Genomic DNA, 20022 nt, shown 5'->3' on the forward strand with positions numbered 1-20022 from the left:
TGGGCTCTGGTGGGTGGCTATCCCTTGTTGTCACTTTGCGGGGTGGCGATGATGCGGCAGATGTCCGCCTCCGTGCAGGTGCTCGGGTCGGTGGCGGCGGCGCGCTGGGCCAGGCCGCGCAGGGCGGTGCGGGTCTTGCGCAGCTCGGCCATGCGGCGTTCGATGTCCGCGAGGTGCTGCTCGATCAGCTCGGTGACATGGGTGCACGGTGCCTCGCCGGAATCGCGCAGGGTCAGGATGGAGCGGATCTCGGCGAGGGTGAGCCCGGCCGACCGGGCGTCGCGGACGAAGGCGAGCCGGTGCGCGGCCTGCGGCGGATAGTCGCGGTAGCCGCCGGGTGTGCGCGGCGGCTCGGGCAGCAGCCCGGCGTCCTCGTAGAAGCGGATGGTTTTGGCCGTCAGTCCGCTCGCGGCGGCCAGTTCTCCGGTGCGCATACCGCCGAGGCTACGCCTTGACCTTCCAGCGCACTGGAAGGTCTACCGTCGGTCGCACAGGTCCTGAGCTGGGAGGACGATGCCATGCGTATCACCGTGCTGACCGTGCCCGACTGCCCCAACGCCCCGGTGATCGAGGAACGGATCGCCCGTGCGGCCGCCGGCCGCGGCGCGGCGGTGGAACGCATCGAGATCGCTGACCAGGAGCAGGCTGCCCGGCTCGGGATGACCGGCTCGCCCACCGTACTGATCGACGGCGCGGACCCATTCGCCGTGCCGGGCGCACCCGCCTCCTTGTCCTGCCGCCTGTACCGGGGCCGGGACGGTCGGGTCGAGGGCGCGCCGAGCGTCGCCGATCTGCGGAGCGCACTGGATGCGGCCGACACCACCGGGGACTGCGAGTGCCCGCCGATGGATGCGGCCGGCCGCGGCGGCCGGGGCCGCCTCGCACCCGTGGCAGGAGGGCTGCGCGCCGTACAACAAGCCGTGCTCCGCCACTTCGCGGCCACCGGAGGAGCACCCTCGGCCGGCGCGCTGGAAGCCGCAGCCGCTGTGCACGGCCGTGGCACCGCCGAGGTTCTGGCCGACCTGGCGGCCGAAGACTTCCTGACCCTCGACGGCCACGGCCGCATCCAAGCCGCGTACCCGTTCTCCGCCGTCCCCACCGGCCATCGGGTACGGCTCGCCGGCGGCATCGAGGTGTACTCGATGTGCGCGGTGGACGCGCTGGGCATCCCGGACATGCTCGGCACCGACGCCGTGATCAGCTCCGCCGACCCGGTCACCGGAGAGACCGTCACCGTCATCTCCAGCGGGGGGCACATGACCTGGCAGCCGTCCTCTGCCGTGGTCTACATCGGCCAACGCTCGTGCACCGGCCCCGCCGCCGACATCACCTGTGGCGCCCTGAACTTCTTCACCAGCCGCCGCACCGCCCGCACCTGGGCCGAACAGCACCCCGACTACACCGGAATGCCCGTCGACCAGGCCCGCGCCGAGGCCCTGGGACGGTCCATCTTCGGCTTTTTGCTGACTGCACCGGAGACGACCGGGGCATCAGCAAACATCGCCACGCGGACCGTGACGCAAAAGCACGGACGGGCATGAGGACGATGACCGGTATGCGCATCCGCATCGACGCCGTCGACCTACCCGGGCTCACCTGCCCGCCCGGGGCGCCCGTCGACAGCAGCGTCCCGGCGTACCGCAACATCCACGTCGCCGTGCAGCGCCGCGACCCCCGTGCCGAACTCTTCGACCCGCCGCCCGGCGACGCCGCCTCCGCAACCTGGACCCTGGAGGTCCGGCCCACTGTGCCACGGGACCGACCCCGCCCGGCCCGCCGGACATAATCGACCGCATGTCCCAGCAGCCCCAAGCCCCCCACCTGCGCAGACTCTCCGGATCCCCTGCCGCCGCCCCCGCACTCCTCGGCTACGCGGCCGTCCGGCTGACCGGCATGGTGATCCTCGCCGTGGGCGCGGCCGTCGCCGGGGTGGACGGGCTGCATCGGCTCAAGGGGCGCTGGGATGCGGTCTGGTACGTCCGGATCGCGGAGCACGGGTACGGGTACGAAGTCCGGCTCCCCGACGGCAGCGTGCACTCCGACCTCGCCTTCTTCCCGCTCCTGCCGGCGCTGGAGCGGGGTGCTTCGGAGGTCCTGCCGGGTGTGGACGCCGCGACCGCCGGGCTGGTCGTCGCCTGGGCCGCGGCGTTCGCCGCCGCGTGGGGGATCTACGCCGTCGGGGCGCATGTGGCCGGGCACCGGGCCGGGGTGCTGCTGGCCGTGCTGTGGGGCGTGTACCCGACCGCGTTCGTGCAGTCGATGGCGTACACGGAAACGCTGTTCACCGCGCTCGCCGCCTGGTCGCTGCACGCGCTGCTGACCGGCCGCTGGATCGCGGCCGGGACGCTGTGCGCGCTCGCCGGGCTGACCCGGCCGTCGGCCGCGGCGCTCGTCGCCGCTGTCGGGATCACCGCGATCGTGCGCCTCGTCCGGGAGGGCCGCGGAGCGCTGACGTGGCGGATGGCCGTGGGGGTGGCGCTCGCGCCGCTGGGCTGGCTGGGGTACGTGATCTTCGTGGCCGTACGCGAAGGCAGCCCGACCGCGTACTTCGAGGTCCAGGCGGCCTGGGGCAACAACATCGACGGCGGCGTCGCCCTCGCCAGGTTCGTCGGCGAGCAGCTGACCGGACCGACGCCTCTCGCCGGGATCGGCCTGCTCGCCGCGCTCGGGCTGCTCGGCTGGGTGGTGTGGCTGTGCGTGCGGCAGCGGCAGCCGTTGCCCGTGCTCGTGTACGGGATCGGCATCGTCGTGATCTCACTGATCGGCGCCGCGTACTTCGGCTCCAGGCCGCGCCTGATCATGCCGGCGTTCCCGCTGCTGCTGCCCCCCGCGGTGGCGCTGGCGCGACTGCGGCAGCGAACGGTCGTCGCGGTGGTGGCGCTGCTCGCCGTCGCCTCGGGCGCGTACGGGGCCTTCACCCTGCTCGGGCCGGGGCCGCCGTAATGGGCCCGTGGGCCCATGTGCCGCCCGGAGCATCGTTGTTAGCGTGCTGCTCACACTCAGCGAAGCGAGATGGGAACGGGATGAGCACGGGGACCGCGGGTAGGGCACGGCGCATCGTGATGGTCGCGGCTGCTGTCGCTCTGACAGCCGTAGTGACTACCGGATGCGAGGGCGACGACACGGCCGAGGGCGACGCGAAGAAGCCCGTCGAGGAGTCCGCGCCCGCGACACCTCCGGAGGCCACTCCGTCGAACGGCGTGCCGCCCGAGGCGTCCGACCCACCCGTGCCGCCCGCCGCCGAGAAGCCGAGCACCGGCAAGACCCTCACCAAGGCGGAGCTGACGCAGGCGGCCCTGGTGACCGGTGACGTACCGAACTACGTGGTCACACCGATGCAGGGCGGCGAGGAGACCGGCACCGAGAAGGCGGACAAGCCGGACTGCCAGCCGCTGGCGGCCGTCATCAACGGCGCCCCCGAACCCGCGGCGAGCGCTGCCGTGTTCCGCACGATCGTGGACAAGAGGGAAGAGGGCAACGAGAAGCAGACGGTGGTCACCACGATCCTCACCTCCCACACGGGCGGTTCGGCGGATGCCGTCCTGAAGTCGGTCCGTACCGCCGTCGAGGCGTGCGCCGGCGGCTTCACCACGCACGGCGGTGACGGCGGCGCCTCGACCTACTCCGAGGTGAAGAAGCTTCCCACGCAGAAGGTGGGCGACGACGCGATCGCGTACCAGGTGACGGGCGCCGTGGACGGCAGCAAGGTGCCGCTGGTGTTCCACGTCGTACGCCGGGGAGCGGCGGTCGCCACCTTCTACACCGCCAACTTCATCGACGCGACGACCCCTGAGATCCCGGCGGCTCTGGTCCGGAAGCAGTCCGCGAAGTTGCCGTAAGGGCGGGGTGCCGGCTTCGCGGGGGTGAGTGAAGGTGCGGGCGGGGCCGCGCAGGTCAGCTCTCGATCGCGAGCTGTACGCCCGGTCGCAGGCCCCAGCCCTCCATCGCCCCCGCCTCCGCCTCCAGCACATGGCGGGAGCGGAGCCGCAGCATGCCCAGCCGCCCCGGCTTCATCGTCCGTACGTCGATGACGCGCAACTGCTTGTCGAGATAGGCCACATCGATGGCGAAGCGCATCCGGAAGGTGTGCACGCTGTTGCACGGGGTCAGCATGATCGCGCCGTCGATGCCGTCCCGGCCGAGCAGACCGCGGGTGCGTGCCCGGTACGAGGCGGCTATCACCAGATCCACCGGATGGTCGTGGCCCGGGATCCTCAATGCGCCCTTGCCGTCATGCCAGATACCCATGGGGGTAGACCGTAGCGGCAGTCGTCCGGCTATGGGCCCAGGATCACGCAGAGTGGGTCCCAGGGCCCATGACCGGAGCGCGGGGCGGTTCTAGGGTCGAGCGCGTGGAGAACGGGTATGTCGTCGCGCTGACCGTCATCGCCGCCGCCTGGGGGGCCGGGGCAGGGGCGCTCGTGTCGCGCGCCGCGTACCGGCTGTCCGTCGAGCCCGAGGAGGGGTGGCGGGACGCGTGCCCGGCGGGGCATCCGATCACCGGGCCCGCTCGGGGCTGGCTGGGTCTGGCGCGGTGCGCGAGCTGCGCGGCGGCCGCTCGGGTCTCGGCGCCCGCGCCCGCTCAGGCGCCGGCGTCCGCGCCCGTGACGTCCGTCGTCGGACCGACGCCGGACGGGCCGGTTGACGCCGCGTCTGACAACGCCGCGCCGGAAGCCGTTGGACCACAAGCCGTCGGGCCGGGAGACGCTGAGTCGGAGGACGCCGCCCCGGAGCGCGAGCCCGTACCGTACCGGCCCTCCCTCCTCGTACCGGCCCTCACCGCGCTCGTCTGCGCCGCGCTCGCGGCCGCCGCAGGGGCGCGGCCCGAGACCGCCGTGTGGATGCTGCTCACGCCCGTCGCCGTACTGCTCGCGCTCATCGACCGCAATGTCCACCGGCTGCCGGACCATTTGACGCTGCCGCTCGCGGGCGCGGCCGCCGTGCTGCTCGGGGGCGCGGCGCTGATTCCCGGCGCCGCCGGGTCGTGGCCGGCGGCGCTGCTCGGCGGGCTGGCGCTCGGCGGCGGGTACTTCGTGCTCTTTCTGATCAACCCCAACGGCATGGGCTTCGGCGATGTGAAGCTCGCGCTCTCGCTCGGGGTTGCGCTGGGGTGGTACGGCTGGGGGGCCCTGTTCGTGGGGGCCTTCGCGGGATTTCTCCTGGGGGCGGCGTACGGGCTCGGGCTGGTCGTGCTGCGGAGGGCAGGGCGCAAGTCGGCGATCCCGTTCGGGCCGTTCATGATCTCGGGGGCGCTGATCGGGCTGCTGTTGGGGGCGCTCGCGGCCTAGCGCTGCGCGTAGGCGCGTACCTACGCAGGCACGTACGCAGGCACGTACGCAGGCACGTACGAAGGCACGTACGAAGGCACGTACGAAGGCACGTACGCGTACGCACCTACGTACAAGACACGGCGGTCCTGCCGCGCGCACCATCGATGCATGGACACCAAGCCCGTCAATCTCGGTGAGGCTCTCGCCTCCTTCGACGATGTCTACAGCCCGCGCATCGTGGCCCGCATGAACGACTACGACGTCCGCGTCGCGCACACTGCCGGTGAGCACGTCTGGCACGTCCATGAGGACACCGACGAGTTCTTCCTCGTTCTCGACGGCCGCTTCGACATCGCGCTGCGCGACGCCGACGACGGCACGGAGACGACGGTCCAGCTCCACAAGGGCGACACCTTCGTCGTGCCGAAGGGCACGGAGCACAAGCCGTCGTCGCCCGGCGGGTCGATCCTGATGTTCGAACCGTCCGGGACCAGCACGACAGGTGACCGCCACGAGGGGGAGATCCCCGGTCATGTGGACAGCACCACAGGACACGCCATCTAGCATTCGGGCGTATGCGGACATTCTTTGACAGAGCGACGGTGGCCGGTGCGCATACGAACACGGTCCCGACCCCCGTCGCACGGCCGCCCGCCGGCCGTCCCGCCGCCCTCCTCCTTCCCTGGGGATGGGCGGCGGGCCTGTTCCTCCTCTACGCGACCGTCGCCGTGCGCCGCCACCAGCTCCTCCGCACCACCGGCTACGACCTCGGCATCTTCGAGCAGGCCGTACGTGGCTACGCACAACTCGGGGCCCCCGTCGTCCCGTTGCGCGGCGGCGGCTTCAACCTCCTCGGCGACCACTTCCACCCCCTCATCGCGGTCCTCGCCCCGCTCTACCGGCTCTGGCCGTCCCCGCTCTGTCTGCTCGTCGCCCAGTCCGCGCTGCTCGCCGTCGCCGTCGTCCCGCTCGCCCGCTGGGCCGCCCGGGTGCTCGGGCGGCGCGCCGCGCATGTCGTCGCCCTCGGGTACGGGGCCAGCTGGGGCATCGCGTCGGCCGCGGCCTTCGACTTCCACGAGGTGGCCCTGGCCGTACCGCTGCTCGCGTACGCGCTCGAAGCGCTCGGGCGACAGCGGTGGGGGCGGGCGGTGGCCTGGGCCGCGCCGCTGCTGCTGGTGAAGGAGGACCTGGGGCTGACGCTGGCCGCGGTCGGCGCGTACATCGCATGGAAGGGCGGATGGCAGGGCGGACGGAAGGGCGGCGCAGGGAAAGGGGCGCGCAGGCTCGGCGTCGCGACCGCCGCGGCCGGGCTGATCGGCAGCGCGATCGAGATCAAGCTGCTGCTCCCGGCGTTCAACTCCGGCGTCGGGTACGCGCACGGCCGCATCCTCGCCGACGGCCACAGCTCGCTCCTCGCCACGCTCGCCTTCGCCCCGCTGGATGCGCTGAGGCCCGACGCCAAGGCCATGACGCTCGTCCTCGTCTTCGCCCCGGGCGCGCTCGTCGCACTGCGCTCGCCGCTCTCGCTGCTCGCCGTACCGACGCTGGCCTGGCGGATGCTGTCGGAGCAGGGCTTCCACTGGGGCACCGCCTTCCATTACAGCGCCGTCCTGATGCCGGTCGTCCTCGCCGGCCTCGTCGACGCCCTCTCCCGCTACCGGGCGTCCGACCACCCGCTTGCGGCGCGCCACGTCCGCGCCTCGCTCGTGACGGTCATCGCCGTGACGGCTGTGATGCTCCCCTCCTTTCCCCTCGCCCAGCTGGCCCAGCGCGCCACGTGGCGCACGACCCCGCACGTCGAGGCCGCGCGCTCGCTGCTCCAGCGCATCCCGGACGGGGCGACGGTCGCCGCGTCCAATCGGCTCGCGCCGCAACTCACTTCGCGCTGCGAGGTCGTGCTCTTTCCGACCTGGCCGGTCGACGGGCAGTTGTACCAGTACCCCAAGAAGGGGCTGCCCCGGCCGACGGCGGAGTGGATCATCCACGACCGGCGGGCGCCCGAGGCCTGGCCGTACAGGACGGGGCACTGGCCGTACCCGGCCGAGCAGCAGCTGGCGGAGCTGGACGCGGCGAAGCGCTCGTACGGCTACGAGGTCGTCGCCGAGCGCGACGGCATCACCCTGCTGCGGAGGTAGGGGGTCGGGGCGCCGCAGGCGCCGGGCGCCCCGCCCGTCGGGTGCGTCACGCGTGCCCGCCCACCGTCACCGCCCCCACCGTCAGCTCCGCCTTCCCCTCCAGCACCTCGCCCACCCGCTCCACCTGTTCCTCCAGGTCGCGGCGCCGCGCCGCGGTCAGGAGGCGAGGGGTGATCGGTTCGACGGTGACCGCGATCCGGCGGCCCGAGCGGCGCTGGTGCCAGACGCCGGCGACGGTGCCGTCGACGAGCAGGACGGGGAAGTTGCCGGCCTGGCCGCCCGCGAGGGCACGCTCGTGGGCGCGGCCGGGGAAGAGCAGCTCGCGCGGCTGGGAGGCGATCGCGAAGGCGTCGAAGTAGGGGAGGAGCCGCACACCGCGTGCCGGGGCGTCGGCGAAGTCCGCGTCGCCCGCGGCGACCCACGCCGCCTCGCCCTCGAAGAGCACCTCCTCGATCTCCCCGCCCGCCGCCAGCGAGGCGAAGAGGTCACCCGCCCAGCCGCGCGGCGCCGCGAGCCACTTGGCGAAGTGCTGAGGGGCGGCGGGGCCGTACGCGCGCAGATAGCGGCGTACGAGCTCGGCGTGCGCGGCGGGCCCCGCCATCGGGGTGAAGCCGGGCAGCAGGCGGTGCGGACTGGTGTACGTGACCTTGCGGCCGCGGTCGGGGCCGAAGCACAGCAGCCCGGTGTGCGCGGCCCGGTGCGTCACCTGCCGCCACCGCGGCCACCTGTCCTGGAATGCCTCCATGACCCGCTCTCCGGCCCAGGGGCCGGTCCGCTCCACGATGGCGTCGGTCAGCTCGTCGACCGTCAAGGCCGCGTCCCCACCCGCCTCCGTGTGCGCGAGCGCGTCACCGATCGCCGCGAGGACCGCCTCGGTCTGCTCCTCCGTCATCCGGGTCTCCGGCGGCATCGGACTCGTGCCGGCCGGAATCGCGGAGAGCGCGCCCGTCCACAGCGCCAGATCGGCAGCGGCCAGCAGATGCACGGTGCCCCGCGGCCCGTACGTCTTCATCAGCGTGCCGTCCGTCCACAGTGCCGCGCGCACGTCCGCCCGGGTCGCGCCCCCGACGCGCAGTGCGACGGACAGCTCGGCCGCGGACAGCACCTGGGCGTGCGCGCCCAGCATGGCGCTGGTGATCGCGGACACGGGAGCGGGGACGGGGACGGCGAGGCCCTGCCGGACGATGCGGCGGGCGTTGGCTTCGGTCCAGGTCACGCGGCGCGTCGTCGTCATGGAACGACGATACGAGGCATTTAGGTCACATCCTGTCCGTCATGTTGTGGAGTACTGTCGAACAGGTAAGCGTCAGAGGGTCACAAGTGCCATGGCGAATCAGGGAGTTGGTCGACGGTGGGGAAGAGCAGGGTTTCCTACACCTGCGGTCTCGACGCGGCGGTCGACGTCGTCGGCGGAAAGTGGAAGCCGATGATCCTCTGGGCCCTGCACGACGGGACCCACCGCTTCGGCGAGCTGAAGCGGCGCGTGCCGGGCGTGAGCGAGAAGATGCTGATCCAGCAGCTCCGCGAGCTGGAGGCGGACGGGATCGTGCACCGGGAGGTGTACCGGGAGGTGCCTCCGCGGGTCGAGTACTCACTGACCGAGCTCGGCCAGGCGCTGAACACCGCACTGCTGCCACTGGGTCAGTGGGGCGAGGACTTCATGGACCGGATTCTGGCCAACAAAGCGCGCGCGGGGGACCAGGTCGCCTGACCCGCCTGCGGATGCCCGGCACCGGCACGCCTCCGCCGCGCCTGCGGAGCCGCCCCCATGGCGTGTCAACCGGGTGACCAGGACCACGGGTCCCCCGTCGGGAGTAGTCGCGCGCCCGGATCCGTACCGCTCCGCCTACGCCGGACGCCGTATTTCCGGCACGTTTCCGCTTTCGCACCGCAGTCCGGTGCTTTCGGAGAGTAATTGCGGCATGGCGTGGCACGCAGCATCACTTACGAAGGGTTATGGTGGAAACCCCCCCTCGGGCCGGTCCGTATCCCCCCCACGGACCGGCCCGTTTTCTGTCTCAGCCCCGGCCGGCCCAGATGTTCGTCCCCGCGGTGTCCACCGCGAAGGCGTCGATCTCCTTCAGCTCCTCGTCGGAGAGCGGCGGCCCGGCGAGCGCCGCGACGTTCTCCTCCAGCTGCTCCACCCGGCTCGCACCGATCAGCGCGGAGGTCATGCGCTCGTCGCGCAGCACCCACTTCAGCGCGAGCTGGGCCAGCGACTGGCCCCGGCGCTGCGCGATCTCGTTGAGCCCCTGCAGCCGGCGGAGCACCTCGTCCGAGAGCAGATTCGGGTCGAGGGACTTGCCCTGCGTCGCCCGCGAGCCCTCCGGGATGCCGGTCAGATACTTGTCGGTCAGCAGGCCCTGGGCGAGCGGCACGAAGGAGATGCAGCCCATACCCGTCGTCTCCAGCGTGTCGAGCAGGCCGTCGTCCTCGATCCAGCGGTTGATCATCGAGTACGAGGGCTGGTGGATGAGCGCCGGGACACCCATCTCCTTCAGCAGCCGCGCGGCCTCGTCCGTCTGCTCCGCGTTGTACGAGGAGACGCCGGCGTACAGCGCCTTGCCCTGCCGGACGGCGGACGCCAGCGCGCCCATCGTCTCCTCCAGCGGGGTGTGCGGGTCGAAGCGGTGCGAGTAGAAGATGTCGACGTAGTCGAGGTCCATCCGCTTCAGCGACGCGTCGAGCGAGGACAGCAGGTACTTGCGTGAACCCCACTCGCCGTACGGGCCGGGGTGCATGAGATAGCCGGCCTTGGTGGAAATGATCAGCTCGTCCCGGTACGGGGCGAAGTCCTGGGCGAAGATCTTGCCGAAGTTCAGCTCTGCGGAGCCGGGCGGGGGTCCGTAGTTGTTCGCCAGGTCGAAGTGGGTCACCCCCAGGTCGAAGGCGCGGCGCAGGATCGCACGCTGCGAGTCGAGCGTGCGGTCGTCGCCGAAGTTGTGCCAGAGACCGAGGGAGATCGCGGGGAGCTTCAGCCCGCTGCGGCCGGTGCGGCGGTACTCCATGGAGTCGTAGCGGCTCTCGGCGGCGCGGTAGTAGGGGGATTCGTTCACGCTTCACTGCTTATCACGGACTTGTGACAGACCGGGTTGGGTGGCTGTGGCCGGTGCGCAGTAATGTGACGACCTCGGGGGGCAGCCACGGCACGTGAGGGGTGCCGCTGGGCGGCGGGCCGGACCCCACAAGGGTGGTGCCGGCCCGGACGAACCGAGAGGGTGGACTACGTGAACCTGCGCGACCTGGTGTACGGGCTCTACGCGCGCCGTGTGGAAGGCCGCCTCGACCACGCCCAGGTGCCCAAGCACATCGGCGTCATCCTGGACGGGAACCGGCGCTGGGCGAAGGCGTCCGGGGGTACGACGGAGCAGGGGCACAAGGCCGGCGCCAGCAAGATCCAGGAGCTGCTGGGCTGGTGCGCCGAGACCGATGTCGAGGTCGTCACGCTCTGGCTGCTGTCCACGGACAACCTGGACCGGCCCGAGGACGAGCTCGTACCCCTCCTCGGGATCATCGAGAACGCGGTCCGGGACCTGGCGGCGGACGGCCGCTGGCGGGTCCACCACGTCGGCACGCTGGATCTGCTGCCGGCACGGACGCAGGCCGTGCTCAAGGAGGCGGAGCAGGCGACGGTCGGGAACGACGGGATACTCGTCAATGTCGCCGTCGGCTACGGCGGCCGCCAGGAGATCGCGGACGCGGTGCGGTCGCTGCTGACGGAGCACGCGTCGAAGGGGACGACCTTCGAGGAGCTCGCGGAGATCGTCGACACGGACCTGATCGCCTCGCACCTCTACACACGGGGGCAGCCCGACCCCGACCTGGTGATCCGCACCAGTGGTGAGCAGCGGCTGTCGGGCTTCATGCTCTGGCAGAGCGCCCACTCCGAGTACTACTTCTGCGAAGTCTTCTGGCCGGCCTTCCGCAAGGTCGACTTCCTCCGCGCCCTCCGCGACTACGCGGCCCGGCACCGCCGCTACGGCACCTGACGGGGGCGGTGCCCCCGGGCCCCGCGCAGCAGGCGCCGGGCTCCGATGCCTTCCCGGGACCGACGGGTGGAGCCTCGTGTCCGTCCTCGAACGCCGGACGGGCCGAGAAGCGCGCCCGGTCCGAAGTGCGACCGCCGAGAAGCGGCGGTTTCTCGCCGAGGGCGGCGTCCTGGGCACGCCGGGTCCGAGGCGTGTGAACCCGCGCCTCCGTACCCACGCGTTCAAGGTCATCGCCTGTTCATCGACGCGTCGTCATATGCCATGGCATGGCGGCGCTTGTTCGAGGGAATACCCCTTCCAGGTCGACATCCGGACACTCGAGCCCGGATGCCGTTCTACAGCGAGTGGCACCGAGTCGCTCGCCCGGGAGGCCCTTTGCGCCAGGACGACCGTGCGGTCAGCACGGAAGGAACGGGGGGCCGGTGCCCGGCCCGTGCATCGCGGCCGGAGACCGGTCCCACTGCCCGCGACGTCGTCGCACCCCGATCTCAGCCGAGGGGGTACGTCCTTCCGTGGTGAACAGCACTAAGCGCCGCATGCCCGACAGGCGCACCTATGTTCTCGACACCAGCGTCCTGCTGGCCGACCCGAACGCTCTGTCCCGCTTCGACGAGCACGAAGTCGTGCTCCCGATCGTCGTGGTCACGGAGCTCGAGGCCAAAAGGCACCATCCGGAGCTCGGTTACTTCGCCCGCCAGGCCCTGCGCCTGCTGGACGACTTCCGGGTCCGGTACGGCCGCCTGGACGCACCCATTCCGATGGGCGACCTCGGCGGCACACTCCGCGTCGAGCTCAACCACTCGGACCCCGGCGTGCTCCCCGCCGGCTACCGGCTGGGCGACAACGACTCACGGATCCTCGCGGTGGCACGCAACCTCCAGGCCGAGGGGTACGACGTCACGGTCGTCTCCAAGGACCTGCCGCTGCGGATCAAGGCCTCGTCCGTCGGTCTCCTCGCCGAGGAGTACCGGGCGGAGCTCGCCGTCACGGACTCCGGTTGGACCGGAATGTCCGAACTGGCCCTTTCCGCCGAGCAGGTGGACATCCTCTATGAAGAGGAGACGCTGTACGTCCCCGAGGCGGCGGACTTCCCGGTGCACACCGGTCTCGTCCTGCAGTCCGAGCGCGGCAAGGCCCTGGGTCGTATCACCGCCGAGGGTAATGTCCGCCTGGTCCGTGGCGACCGCGAGGCGTTCGGCATCCGCGGCCGCAGCGCCGAGCAGCGCATCGCCCTCGATCTGCTGCTCGACCAGGACGTCGGCATCGTCTCGATGGGAGGCCGCGCGGGCACCGGCAAGTCCGCGCTGGCCCTCTGCGCGGGCCTGGAAGCGGTCCTGGAGCGCAGGCAGCACCAGAAGGTGATGGTCTTCCGGCCGCTGTACGCCGTCGGCGGGCAGGAGCTCGGCTATCTGCCGGGCACCGAGGCCGAGAAGATGAGCCCCTGGGCGCAGGCGGTCTTCGACACGCTCTCCGCGGTCGCCGGCCGCGAGATCATCGAGGAGGTCCTGGGGCGCGGCATGCTCGAAGTGCTGCCGCTCACCCACATCCGGGGCCGGTCCCTGCACGACGCGTTCGTCATCGTCGACGAGGCCCAGTCCCTGGAACGGAATGTCCTCCTGACCGTTCTGTCCCGTATTGGGGCTAATTCGCGGGTCGTCCTGACCCACGATGTGGCGCAAAGGGACAATTTGCGCGTCGGCCGCTATGACGGAGTCGTCGCCGTCGTCGAGAAGTTGAAGGGCCATCCGCTGTTCGCCCATGTGACGCTCACTCGCTCCGAGCGCTCGCAGATCGCCGCACTGGTGACCGAAATGCTGGAGGACGGTCCGATCTGACCCGGTAGACCCGGCAAGAACCGGTAAAACCCGGTAACTCCGCAAGGGAGTTGGCGCCGCCCGGCGAAGCGAAGGAGCCTAGCCGGGCGGCGTCGTGCTGCGCGGCGCTTTCCGTAAAACCCCTGGGGCAAACGGGGTGTGAGCTTTCCCACGTAACGAAGAATTGCCTTGCGCCCTCGGCTTCCGGCAGAGTCTTGCTTCCGTCAGGCCCCGCATGCGGCACACGCGCATCCCCAGGGATGCGGCACCACACAACTCAACAGACGCCGCCGTATGCCGCCCGAGCACCATGCGGCACTCCCGTAAGGGAGTTGTCCATCGGGCCCGTGCCTCCCGTGACCTAGCAAGTGGGAGTGCCAGTGCCAGGGGCACGATTGCGTCCGCGAGGTCACCTGTGCGGGCGATGCTGGAAGGAAACCGTGTGAGCCGGATCTCGGTCCGGGGATTCGCCGTGGCGTCCGCTACTGCGGTCACCACTGTCGGCGCCGTCGTGGGCGTCGCTTCGGGAACCCCGCAGTCGGGCAACGACTTCGAGGCGACCGCCGCCGACGCGACGCTTCTCGCAGACATCCCCGTGGGTGAGCAGGCCCAGGTTCAGGTCGCGTCCCTGACGCAGCAGGCCGACGCACAGGCCGCTGCCGCGGACGCGGCTGCGAAGAAGTCTGCGGAGGAGGCGGCCCGTATCCAGGCCGCCAAGGACGCCAAGGCGAAGAAGGAAGCCGCCGAGGAAGCCGAGCGCGAGGCCGAGGAGGAAGCACGCGCCAGCCGCGACGCGGTCCGCGACGCCTCCACCTTCGCGACCCAGTCGTCCTACAGCGTCGCCGAGGTCCAGGCGATGGCCCGGCAGATGGTTTCGGGCGACCAGTTCCAGTGCTTCAGCAACATCGTGGACCACGAGTCCAGCTGGAACTACCGTGCCAGCAACCCGTCTTCCGGTGCGTACGGTCTCGTCCAGGCGCTCCCGGGCTCCAAGATGGCGTCCGCCGGCGCCGACTGGCAGACCAACCCCGCCACCCAGATCAAGTGGGGCCTCAACTACATGAACGACCGCTACGGCAGCCCCTGCGGCGCCTGGTCGTTCTGGCAGGCCAACCACTGGTACTAGGCCCTCGGTACCAGGCCCCGCCCGGGCCCGGACCGGCGCTCAACGTCGCTGAGCCCCTCACCGTCCTACGGTGAGGGGCTCCGTGCGTGTACGGTCGGGGCGGACCCGGGGGGAGAGGGAAGCGAGATGTCGAGAATGCCAGGGTGGCTGGACCGGCTGGGTGCCGGACTGGCCCGGTGGGGAACGCGGTTGGAGGAGCGACGGGCCGAGGCGGCCCGTAACGGCAACGGCAACGGCAACGGCAACGGTGAGGAGGAGCTGCCTGCGGGGCGGCTCCCCGAAAGCGTCCCGCCGCCGCCCTCGTACGCCCCTTCCGTCCCCGCCGCCCCTTCCGTACCCACCATCGTGTCCAGGCCCGAACCCGCCTCGGCGATCCCGTGGGGGATGCGGGTCGCCGCCGAGGCCGGCTGGCGCCTGCTCGTCCTCGCCGGGACCCTCTGGGTGCTGATGCGGGTCATCAGCGCCGTACAGCTCGTCGTCCTCGCCTTCGTCGCCGCGCTGCTCATCACCGCCCTCCTCCAGCCCACCGTGCGCCGGCTCAGGAAGGTCGGACTGCCGCGCGGGATCGCCACCGCCGTCACCGCGATCCTCGGCTTCGTCGTCATGGGCCTGGTCGGCTGGTTCGTGGTCTGGCAGGTGCTGGACAACCTGGACAATGTCGCCGACCGGGTCAAGGACGGTATCGAGGAGCTCAAGCGCTGGCTGCTCAACAGCCCGTTCCACGTCACCGAGCAGCAGATCAACGACGTCGCCAAGAACCTCCAGGACACGATCGGCACCAACACCGAGGAGATCACCTCCGCCGGTCTGCAGGGCGTGAGCGTGCTGGTCGAGATCCTCACCGGGATGCTGCTGGCGATGTTCTCGACCCTCTTCCTGCTCTACGACGGGAAGCGGATCTGGCAGTGGTCCCTGAAGCTCGTGCCTGCTCAGGCGCGGCCCGGTGTCGCGGGGGCCGGCCCGAGGGCCTGGCGGACCCTGACCGCCTATGTGCGGGGCACGGTGATCGTGGCCCTCATCGACGCGATCTTCATCGGGCTCGGCATCTACTTCCTCGACGTCCCGCTGGCCGTGCCGCTCGCCGTCTTCATCTTCCTCTTCGCCTTCATCCCGCTGGTCGGCGCCGTCGTCTCGGGCGCGCTCGCGGTCGTCGTCGCGCTCGTCACCCAGGGCGTGTTCACCGCGCTCATGGTGCTGGTCGTCGTCCTCGCCGTACAGCAGATCGAGGGCCATGTGCTGCAGCCGTTCATCCTCGGCCGCGCGGTGCGGGTCCATCCGCTCGCCGTCGTCCTCGCGGTCGCCGCGGGTGGGCTGACGGCGGGCATCGGCGGCGCGGTGGTGGCGGTTCCGCTGGTGGCGGTGACCAACACGGTGGTGGGCTATCTCCGTTCGTACGGCCAAGGGCCGCTGCACCGCATCGGCCCCGGGCCCCACGGAGCGACGGTGATGGACGTGGCGCCGACACCGGCGCCGGGTCAGGAGGGGGAACAGTGATCTCGGAACCGGAGCTGGTGGGCGGGGTCGACTTCCCCGCACCGCACCCCGCCGATGTCGTCGCCGGCCGCGACGACACACCGAAGCCCCCGCGCCCGCCGCGCCCCTGGCTGTGGGCCGTCGGCGGCGCGGTGCTGGCGTCCGCGGTGTGGGCGGGCGGTCTGTACGCGTACGAGCGCATCGGCCCCGACCTCGGGGGCTACCGGGTGAGCCGCAATCTGTGCAAGGACGCGGAGCTCAAGGCCGTGTCGGCGATCGGCAAGCGGAGCGAGGGCAGCCCGGAGCTCGACGAGCACCCGGCGCTCGACGACGCGTCCTGCAATTTCGACATCGAGAAGACCGAGGAGCTCCTGTACTGGGTTTCGGTCTCCTACGAGCTCCACAAGGAGACCGACCCGGAGCCGGAGTTCGACGCCCTGGCCCTCCCGCCGTCGGTCTACGGTGAAAATGTCGAGGCCGAACGGCTCGCAGGCATCGGCGAACGCGCGTTGCTGCTGACCGGTGAGGGCGGTCTGGGCGAGCTTCATCTGGTGGTGCTCGACGGCCAGGCGGTGGTCCGGATCGACCTCTCTGCCGAGCGCCTCGTGGAGACAGAGGGAGAGGGAGAGGGAGTCGTGGAGACCACGCCGGACCCCGTGAACATCTCCGATCTCAGGACCCCTGTCATCGAGGACATGAAGGCACTGATCGCACGCCTCAAGCGCCCCGCATGACCCAACAGTCGCGAACAGGGCGCTGAACACTTCCCGACGGCTCCGTAAAGTCGCTCACGACCGACCGGTAACCGAACACCGGATCATTAGCGTCCGCGTCATGACACACATACGCAGAGCAGCCGGGCTCACGCTCGCGCTGCTGTTTCTCGTGCTGGGCATCGGCGCCCAGCCCGCGTTCGCGCATGTCTCGCGCGAGCATGCGGAACTTGTGATCGCGACCGGTGACAACGTCACCAGCGGCCGCCTCGTCGTGCACAACGCCGTCGTGGCCCCCGAGCGGGCCGGTGCGTGGGCGGCCGCACTGCTCTCGGCGCCCTGCCCGGCCACCGGCTCGGGCGTGCCCGGCGACAACGGCGGCGTGCCCGGCGGTGTCGTCATCGAGCTGGCGTGGAGCTGCCACGTCGCCGCGCTCGACCTGAGCCCGCTCATCGACAAGGGCGGACTGACCCAGGTCGTCGTCGAGTTCGACGGCACGGCGGTCGACGCCTCCGCCGCCACTCCGCTCGTCGACGTCCACGGCGCACACGCCCTGCCGTCGTTCCCCTGGCTCACCGTCGCGCTCGTCACGGCGGCCGGTGTCGTGCTGTTGCTCGCCGCCCGGCGACTGCCCTCCCTCGTCCGCGGTGTGCGCCGCAGCCGGCGCCGTCGGCAGCTGACGATCGCCGGAGCCGTCGCGCTGTCCTTCCTCGCGCCCCAGGCGGCCTTCGCCGACGACAGCGCGGACCGGGCCGCCACCGTCACCGTCGAGGGCACCGTCTTCAAGGACCGCAACGGCAACGGCGCGCGGGACAAGGGCGAGCAGCCCATGCCCGGCATCGACGTCACCGACGGCGCCGCGTGGACCACGACCGGCGCGGACGGGTCGTACAGCCTGCAGATCGACCCGAAGCGGCGCGAGACCGACCTCGTCGGCATCGTCTCGCCCGACGGATACACACCCGCCCTGCGCAAGGACTACATCCCGCAGTTCTTCCACAAGGTCCCCGAGACCGGCGGCACGGGCGTCGACTTCGCGCTCGTACCGGACCGCAACGCCTCGAACCCCACCGAGAAGTGGGTCATGAACTCCGACCCCGAGGTCGGCAACCGCACCGACGACGAGGCCCGCCGCGCGCTGCCCCAGTGGACCGGCCAGGTCCAGGCGATGTCCGAGGTCGACGGCGCGACGATGCAGATCTCGACCGGTGACCTCACCGTCACGGACTACGCTGCGGAGCCGCGCCGGCAGGGCGCGTACGACCTGTTCAGCAAGGGCCTGGAGGAGGGCAGGCTCGGCCACCCCTTCTACCCGGTGATGGGCAACCACGACTTCGGCGGCACAGCGACCTCCCAGGGCTACGCCGGCAGCATGGAGTACTACCGACGCAACCTCGCCCCCGAGTGGTACAGCTTCGACCGGGGCGGCCGCCACATCGTCGTCCTCGAGGACAACTACGACGCGAGCGGGCTGAAGCCGCAGCTGGAGTGGCTGCGCCAGGACCTCGCCCGGCACGCGGTCGGCAAGCAGGTGTTCGTCTTCGCCCACCGCTCGCTGTTCACCCAGTGGGGCCCGGGCGCCGGCATGCAGCCGACGATCGACGAGCTCGCGAAGTACGACGTACGGATGGTCGCCGCGGGTCACAACCAGCAGGCCGAGTTCCGGCGCGGCGCCTTCAAGCGATCCGTCGAGATCAACAACCAGGGCACGTACGGCATCGACGGCGCACACCCCGACTACAAGGTCCTCGACTTCAGCGCCATCACGGACGACCCCCGTACCCGCCGCAACGAGGACACCGGTCATGTGACCGGCATCCACCGGCAGTTCGACATCGACGACGACTCCGCGCTGGTCAGCCCCGCACAGGGCAGCGTGCACGGCAAGCGGGCCGGAGTGCCCGTCGAGGTGTACGCGGAGGACGACGGCCGTACGCCCGCGAAGGCGTCCCTGACCGTGCGCGACGACCGCGGTCATGTGGTGAAGCGGACCACGGTGCGCTTCGGCACCGCGGCCGCGCGGCCCGGCATCGAGAACTGCTACACCCCGCCCGGCGGCACGCCCGAGCCGTGCCCCGACGCACGCGGCGCGTGGACACGGGCGAGCGACCGGCTGAGCGGACTGCGGCCCGGCACGTACACGGCCGAGTCGGTCGCGTACGACACCCGGGGCATGAAGTTCCCCGTCGTCAAGAACTCCTTCGAGGTCGTACGGGACTCCGAGCTCGCCGGGCCGAGGACCGGCCAGGACTGGCTGCGGCAGGGCGGCGACGAGGCGGGGCGGTCCGCGAGCGGTGACGAGCCGGGGACGAAGCTCGACCTCAAGTGGGCGCGGCAGACCGGCGAGCAGTTCAACCTCAACGGCTCGGTCGTCGCGGACGGCAGGCTCATCGTCTCGTCCCGCGCCTTCGACTCGCCGTACAGCATGATGCTGGCCTACGACATCGCCACCGGGCGTGAGCTGTGGCGTACGTACCTGGACGGCGACGCCGAGTCGGCGCCGACGCTCCACGGCGGCAAGGTCTATCTGACCACCGGTGTCGGCCGCGTCTACGCGCTCGACGCGGCGAGCGGCCGGATCGTCTGGCAGTCGATCGACCGCGAGGAGACCCACGGGGACACCGTGCGCCGCTACGGCCGCGCGGGCGGACCGGTCAGCGTCTTCGCGCTCGCGGGCGCGGACCATCGCTCGGTCGCCGTCCACCAGGACGCGTACACCGTCCGCTGCCGGGACGCCGAGACCGGCGGGATGCTGCCCGGTGGCTTCGGTGCCGCGTTCTCCTGGGGACAGGCCCACAGCACGGTCATCCGCGAGCCCGGCTCCAACACCGCCTATCTGCACTCCATGTCGAGCAACACCGTCATCGCGATGGACCTCGCGACCTGCACCCAGCTGTGGGTGAAGGACACCGCGGGCGACATCGACAGCCACTCGTCGCCGGTGCTGACCGACCCGGCTGCGGGCGGCCGGGCGAAGCTGGTGACGTTCACGGCGTACGGCGTCCGCGGGCACGACCCGAAGACGGGCGCGGTGACCTGGGAGTCCAAGCTGGGCGGCACCAGCACCTGCGAGCCGGGGCGCGCCCCGCTCACCAGCCCGGCCGTGTGGGGCGACACCGCGTATGCCGCGGGCCGGGACGGTGTCGTACGGGCCTACGACACGAGCGCGGCCGATCCGTCGAAGCCGGTGTGGGAGGCCAAGTCCGGCTATCTGGCCGGGGAGAGCCCGCTGGACGACAAGTGGCGGGTCGCGATGGGCTGTTCGGCCGGTGCCGGCTCGCCGACGATGCACCCGCTGGTGACGAAGTCCCATGTGTACGTCGGGACGTGGGACGGCCGCCTGCTCGTCCTGGACCGGGCGAGCGGCACGCAGGTCGCCTCGTACAACCTCGGCGCGGGAGTGGCCTCGGCCCTCTCCGTCAGCGGTGACTGGGTCTTCGCCCTCACGGACGACGGCACGGTCCACGCGCTCGCCGCACGCCGGAAGTAGAGGGGGAGCACC

17 protein-coding genes and 1 pseudogene are annotated in these 20022 nt (G+C 71.2%); 14 read left to right on the plus strand and 4 right to left on the minus strand.

Annotation, left to right across the window (positions count from 1 at the left end; genetic code table 11):
• Positions 1-17 precede the first annotated feature (17 nt).
• Positions 18-434 carry a heavy metal-responsive transcriptional regulator gene (locus tag ACWCXB_RS00185; RefSeq protein WP_450717307.1) on the minus strand — a complete coding sequence of 139 codons (417 nt, stop codon included), beginning with the start codon at positions 432-434 and terminating at the stop codon, positions 18-20.
• Positions 435-518: 84 nt separating this feature from the next.
• Between ACWCXB_RS00185 and ACWCXB_RS00190 the strand changes: the two genes are divergently transcribed.
• The 4 genes and pseudogenes from ACWCXB_RS00190 to ACWCXB_RS00205 all read left to right on the plus strand — a co-directional run bounded on the left by ACWCXB_RS00190 (position 519) and on the right by ACWCXB_RS00205 (position 3839).
• On the plus strand, positions 519-1541 hold the full coding sequence (locus tag ACWCXB_RS00190; protein WP_450717309.1) for an alkylmercury lyase family protein: 1023 nt from the start codon (positions 519-521) through the stop codon (positions 1539-1541).
• A 14-nt stretch (positions 1542-1555) separates the two neighbouring features.
• A pseudogene (locus ACWCXB_RS00195) lies at positions 1556-1735 on the plus strand (DUF5990 family protein); the annotation flags it as partial.
• A 59-nt stretch (positions 1736-1794) separates the two neighbouring features.
• Entirely contained in the window at positions 1795-2943 is a 1149-nt protein-coding gene (locus ACWCXB_RS00200; protein WP_450717311.1) for a hypothetical protein, read from the plus strand.
• Between the two features lie 152 nt (positions 2944-3095).
• Complete coding sequence (locus ACWCXB_RS00205; RefSeq protein WP_450717313.1) at positions 3096-3839, plus strand: hypothetical protein; 744 nt, start codon at positions 3096-3098, stop codon at positions 3837-3839.
• Between the two features lie 55 nt (positions 3840-3894).
• Here ACWCXB_RS00205 and ACWCXB_RS00210 read toward each other — a convergent pair whose 3' ends face one another.
• A complete protein-coding gene (locus ACWCXB_RS00210) occupies positions 3895-4248 on the minus strand; it encodes a DUF192 domain-containing protein (RefSeq protein ID WP_450717315.1) in 354 nt (117 codons plus the stop codon).
• Positions 4249-4352: 104 nt separating this feature from the next.
• On the opposite strand from ACWCXB_RS00210, the gene ACWCXB_RS00215 reads away from it, so the two are divergent.
• The 3 genes from ACWCXB_RS00215 to ACWCXB_RS00225 all read left to right on the plus strand — a co-directional run bounded on the left by ACWCXB_RS00215 (position 4353) and on the right by ACWCXB_RS00225 (position 7405).
• The gene (locus ACWCXB_RS00215) at positions 4353-5288 is read left to right on the plus strand and encodes a prepilin peptidase (RefSeq protein WP_450717317.1); all 936 of its coding nucleotides are present in this window, start codon (positions 4353-4355) and stop codon (positions 5286-5288) included.
• Between the two features lie 150 nt (positions 5289-5438).
• Positions 5439-5834 carry a cupin domain-containing protein gene (locus tag ACWCXB_RS00220; RefSeq protein WP_450717319.1) on the plus strand — a complete coding sequence of 132 codons (396 nt, stop codon included), beginning with the start codon at positions 5439-5441 and terminating at the stop codon, positions 5832-5834.
• Positions 5835-5845: 11 nt separating this feature from the next.
• Positions 5846-7405, plus strand: coding sequence for a DUF2079 domain-containing protein (locus ACWCXB_RS00225; protein WP_450717321.1), 1560 nt, complete (start codon positions 5846-5848; stop codon positions 7403-7405).
• Between the two features lie 46 nt (positions 7406-7451).
• On the opposite strand, the gene ACWCXB_RS00230 is transcribed toward ACWCXB_RS00225, so the two are convergent.
• Positions 7452-8639 (minus strand): winged helix DNA-binding domain-containing protein, encoded by a 1188-nt coding sequence (locus ACWCXB_RS00230; protein ID WP_450717323.1) that lies wholly within the window; start codon positions 8637-8639, stop codon positions 7452-7454.
• Between the two features lie 117 nt (positions 8640-8756).
• On the opposite strand from ACWCXB_RS00230, the gene ACWCXB_RS00235 reads away from it, so the two are divergent.
• Complete coding sequence (locus ACWCXB_RS00235) at positions 8757-9116, plus strand: winged helix-turn-helix transcriptional regulator (protein WP_450717325.1); 360 nt, start codon at positions 8757-8759, stop codon at positions 9114-9116.
• Positions 9117-9423: 307 nt separating this feature from the next.
• Here ACWCXB_RS00235 and mgrA read toward each other — a convergent pair whose 3' ends face one another.
• Complete coding sequence (gene mgrA, locus ACWCXB_RS00240; RefSeq protein WP_450717327.1) at positions 9424-10461, minus strand: L-glyceraldehyde 3-phosphate reductase; 1038 nt, start codon at positions 10459-10461, stop codon at positions 9424-9426.
• Between the two features lie 171 nt (positions 10462-10632).
• Here mgrA and ACWCXB_RS00245 point away from each other — a divergent pair, with 171 nt between their 5' ends.
• From ACWCXB_RS00245 to ACWCXB_RS00270, 6 genes are all read left to right on the plus strand, one after another.
• A complete protein-coding gene (locus ACWCXB_RS00245) occupies positions 10633-11394 on the plus strand; it encodes an isoprenyl transferase (RefSeq protein ID WP_385418029.1) in 762 nt (253 codons plus the stop codon).
• Positions 11395-11906: 512 nt separating this feature from the next.
• Complete coding sequence (locus ACWCXB_RS00250; protein ID WP_450717329.1) at positions 11907-13229, plus strand: PhoH family protein; 1323 nt, start codon at positions 11907-11909, stop codon at positions 13227-13229.
• Positions 13230-13650: 421 nt separating this feature from the next.
• The gene (locus tag ACWCXB_RS00255; protein ID WP_450717331.1) at positions 13651-14334 is read left to right on the plus strand and encodes an aggregation-promoting factor C-terminal-like domain-containing protein; all 684 of its coding nucleotides are present in this window, start codon (positions 13651-13653) and stop codon (positions 14332-14334) included.
• A 126-nt stretch (positions 14335-14460) separates the two neighbouring features.
• Positions 14461-15828, plus strand: a complete 1368-nt coding sequence (locus ACWCXB_RS00260) for an AI-2E family transporter (RefSeq protein WP_450717333.1) — start codon at positions 14461-14463, stop codon at positions 15826-15828.
• Positions 15825-16541 (plus strand): hypothetical protein, encoded by a 717-nt coding sequence (locus ACWCXB_RS00265; protein ID WP_450717335.1) that lies wholly within the window; start codon positions 15825-15827, stop codon positions 16539-16541. Before ACWCXB_RS00260 ends, ACWCXB_RS00265 begins: the two co-directional genes overlap by 4 nt.
• A gap of 100 nt (positions 16542-16641) precedes the next feature.
• Positions 16642-20010: an outer membrane protein assembly factor BamB family protein gene (locus ACWCXB_RS00270; RefSeq protein WP_450717337.1), complete on the plus strand. Its 3369-nt coding sequence runs from the start codon at positions 16642-16644 to the stop codon at positions 20008-20010.
• Positions 20011-20022: the final 12 nt, after the last annotated feature.

The sequence above is a fragment of the Streptomyces sp. NPDC001514 genome (assembly GCF_053597075.1).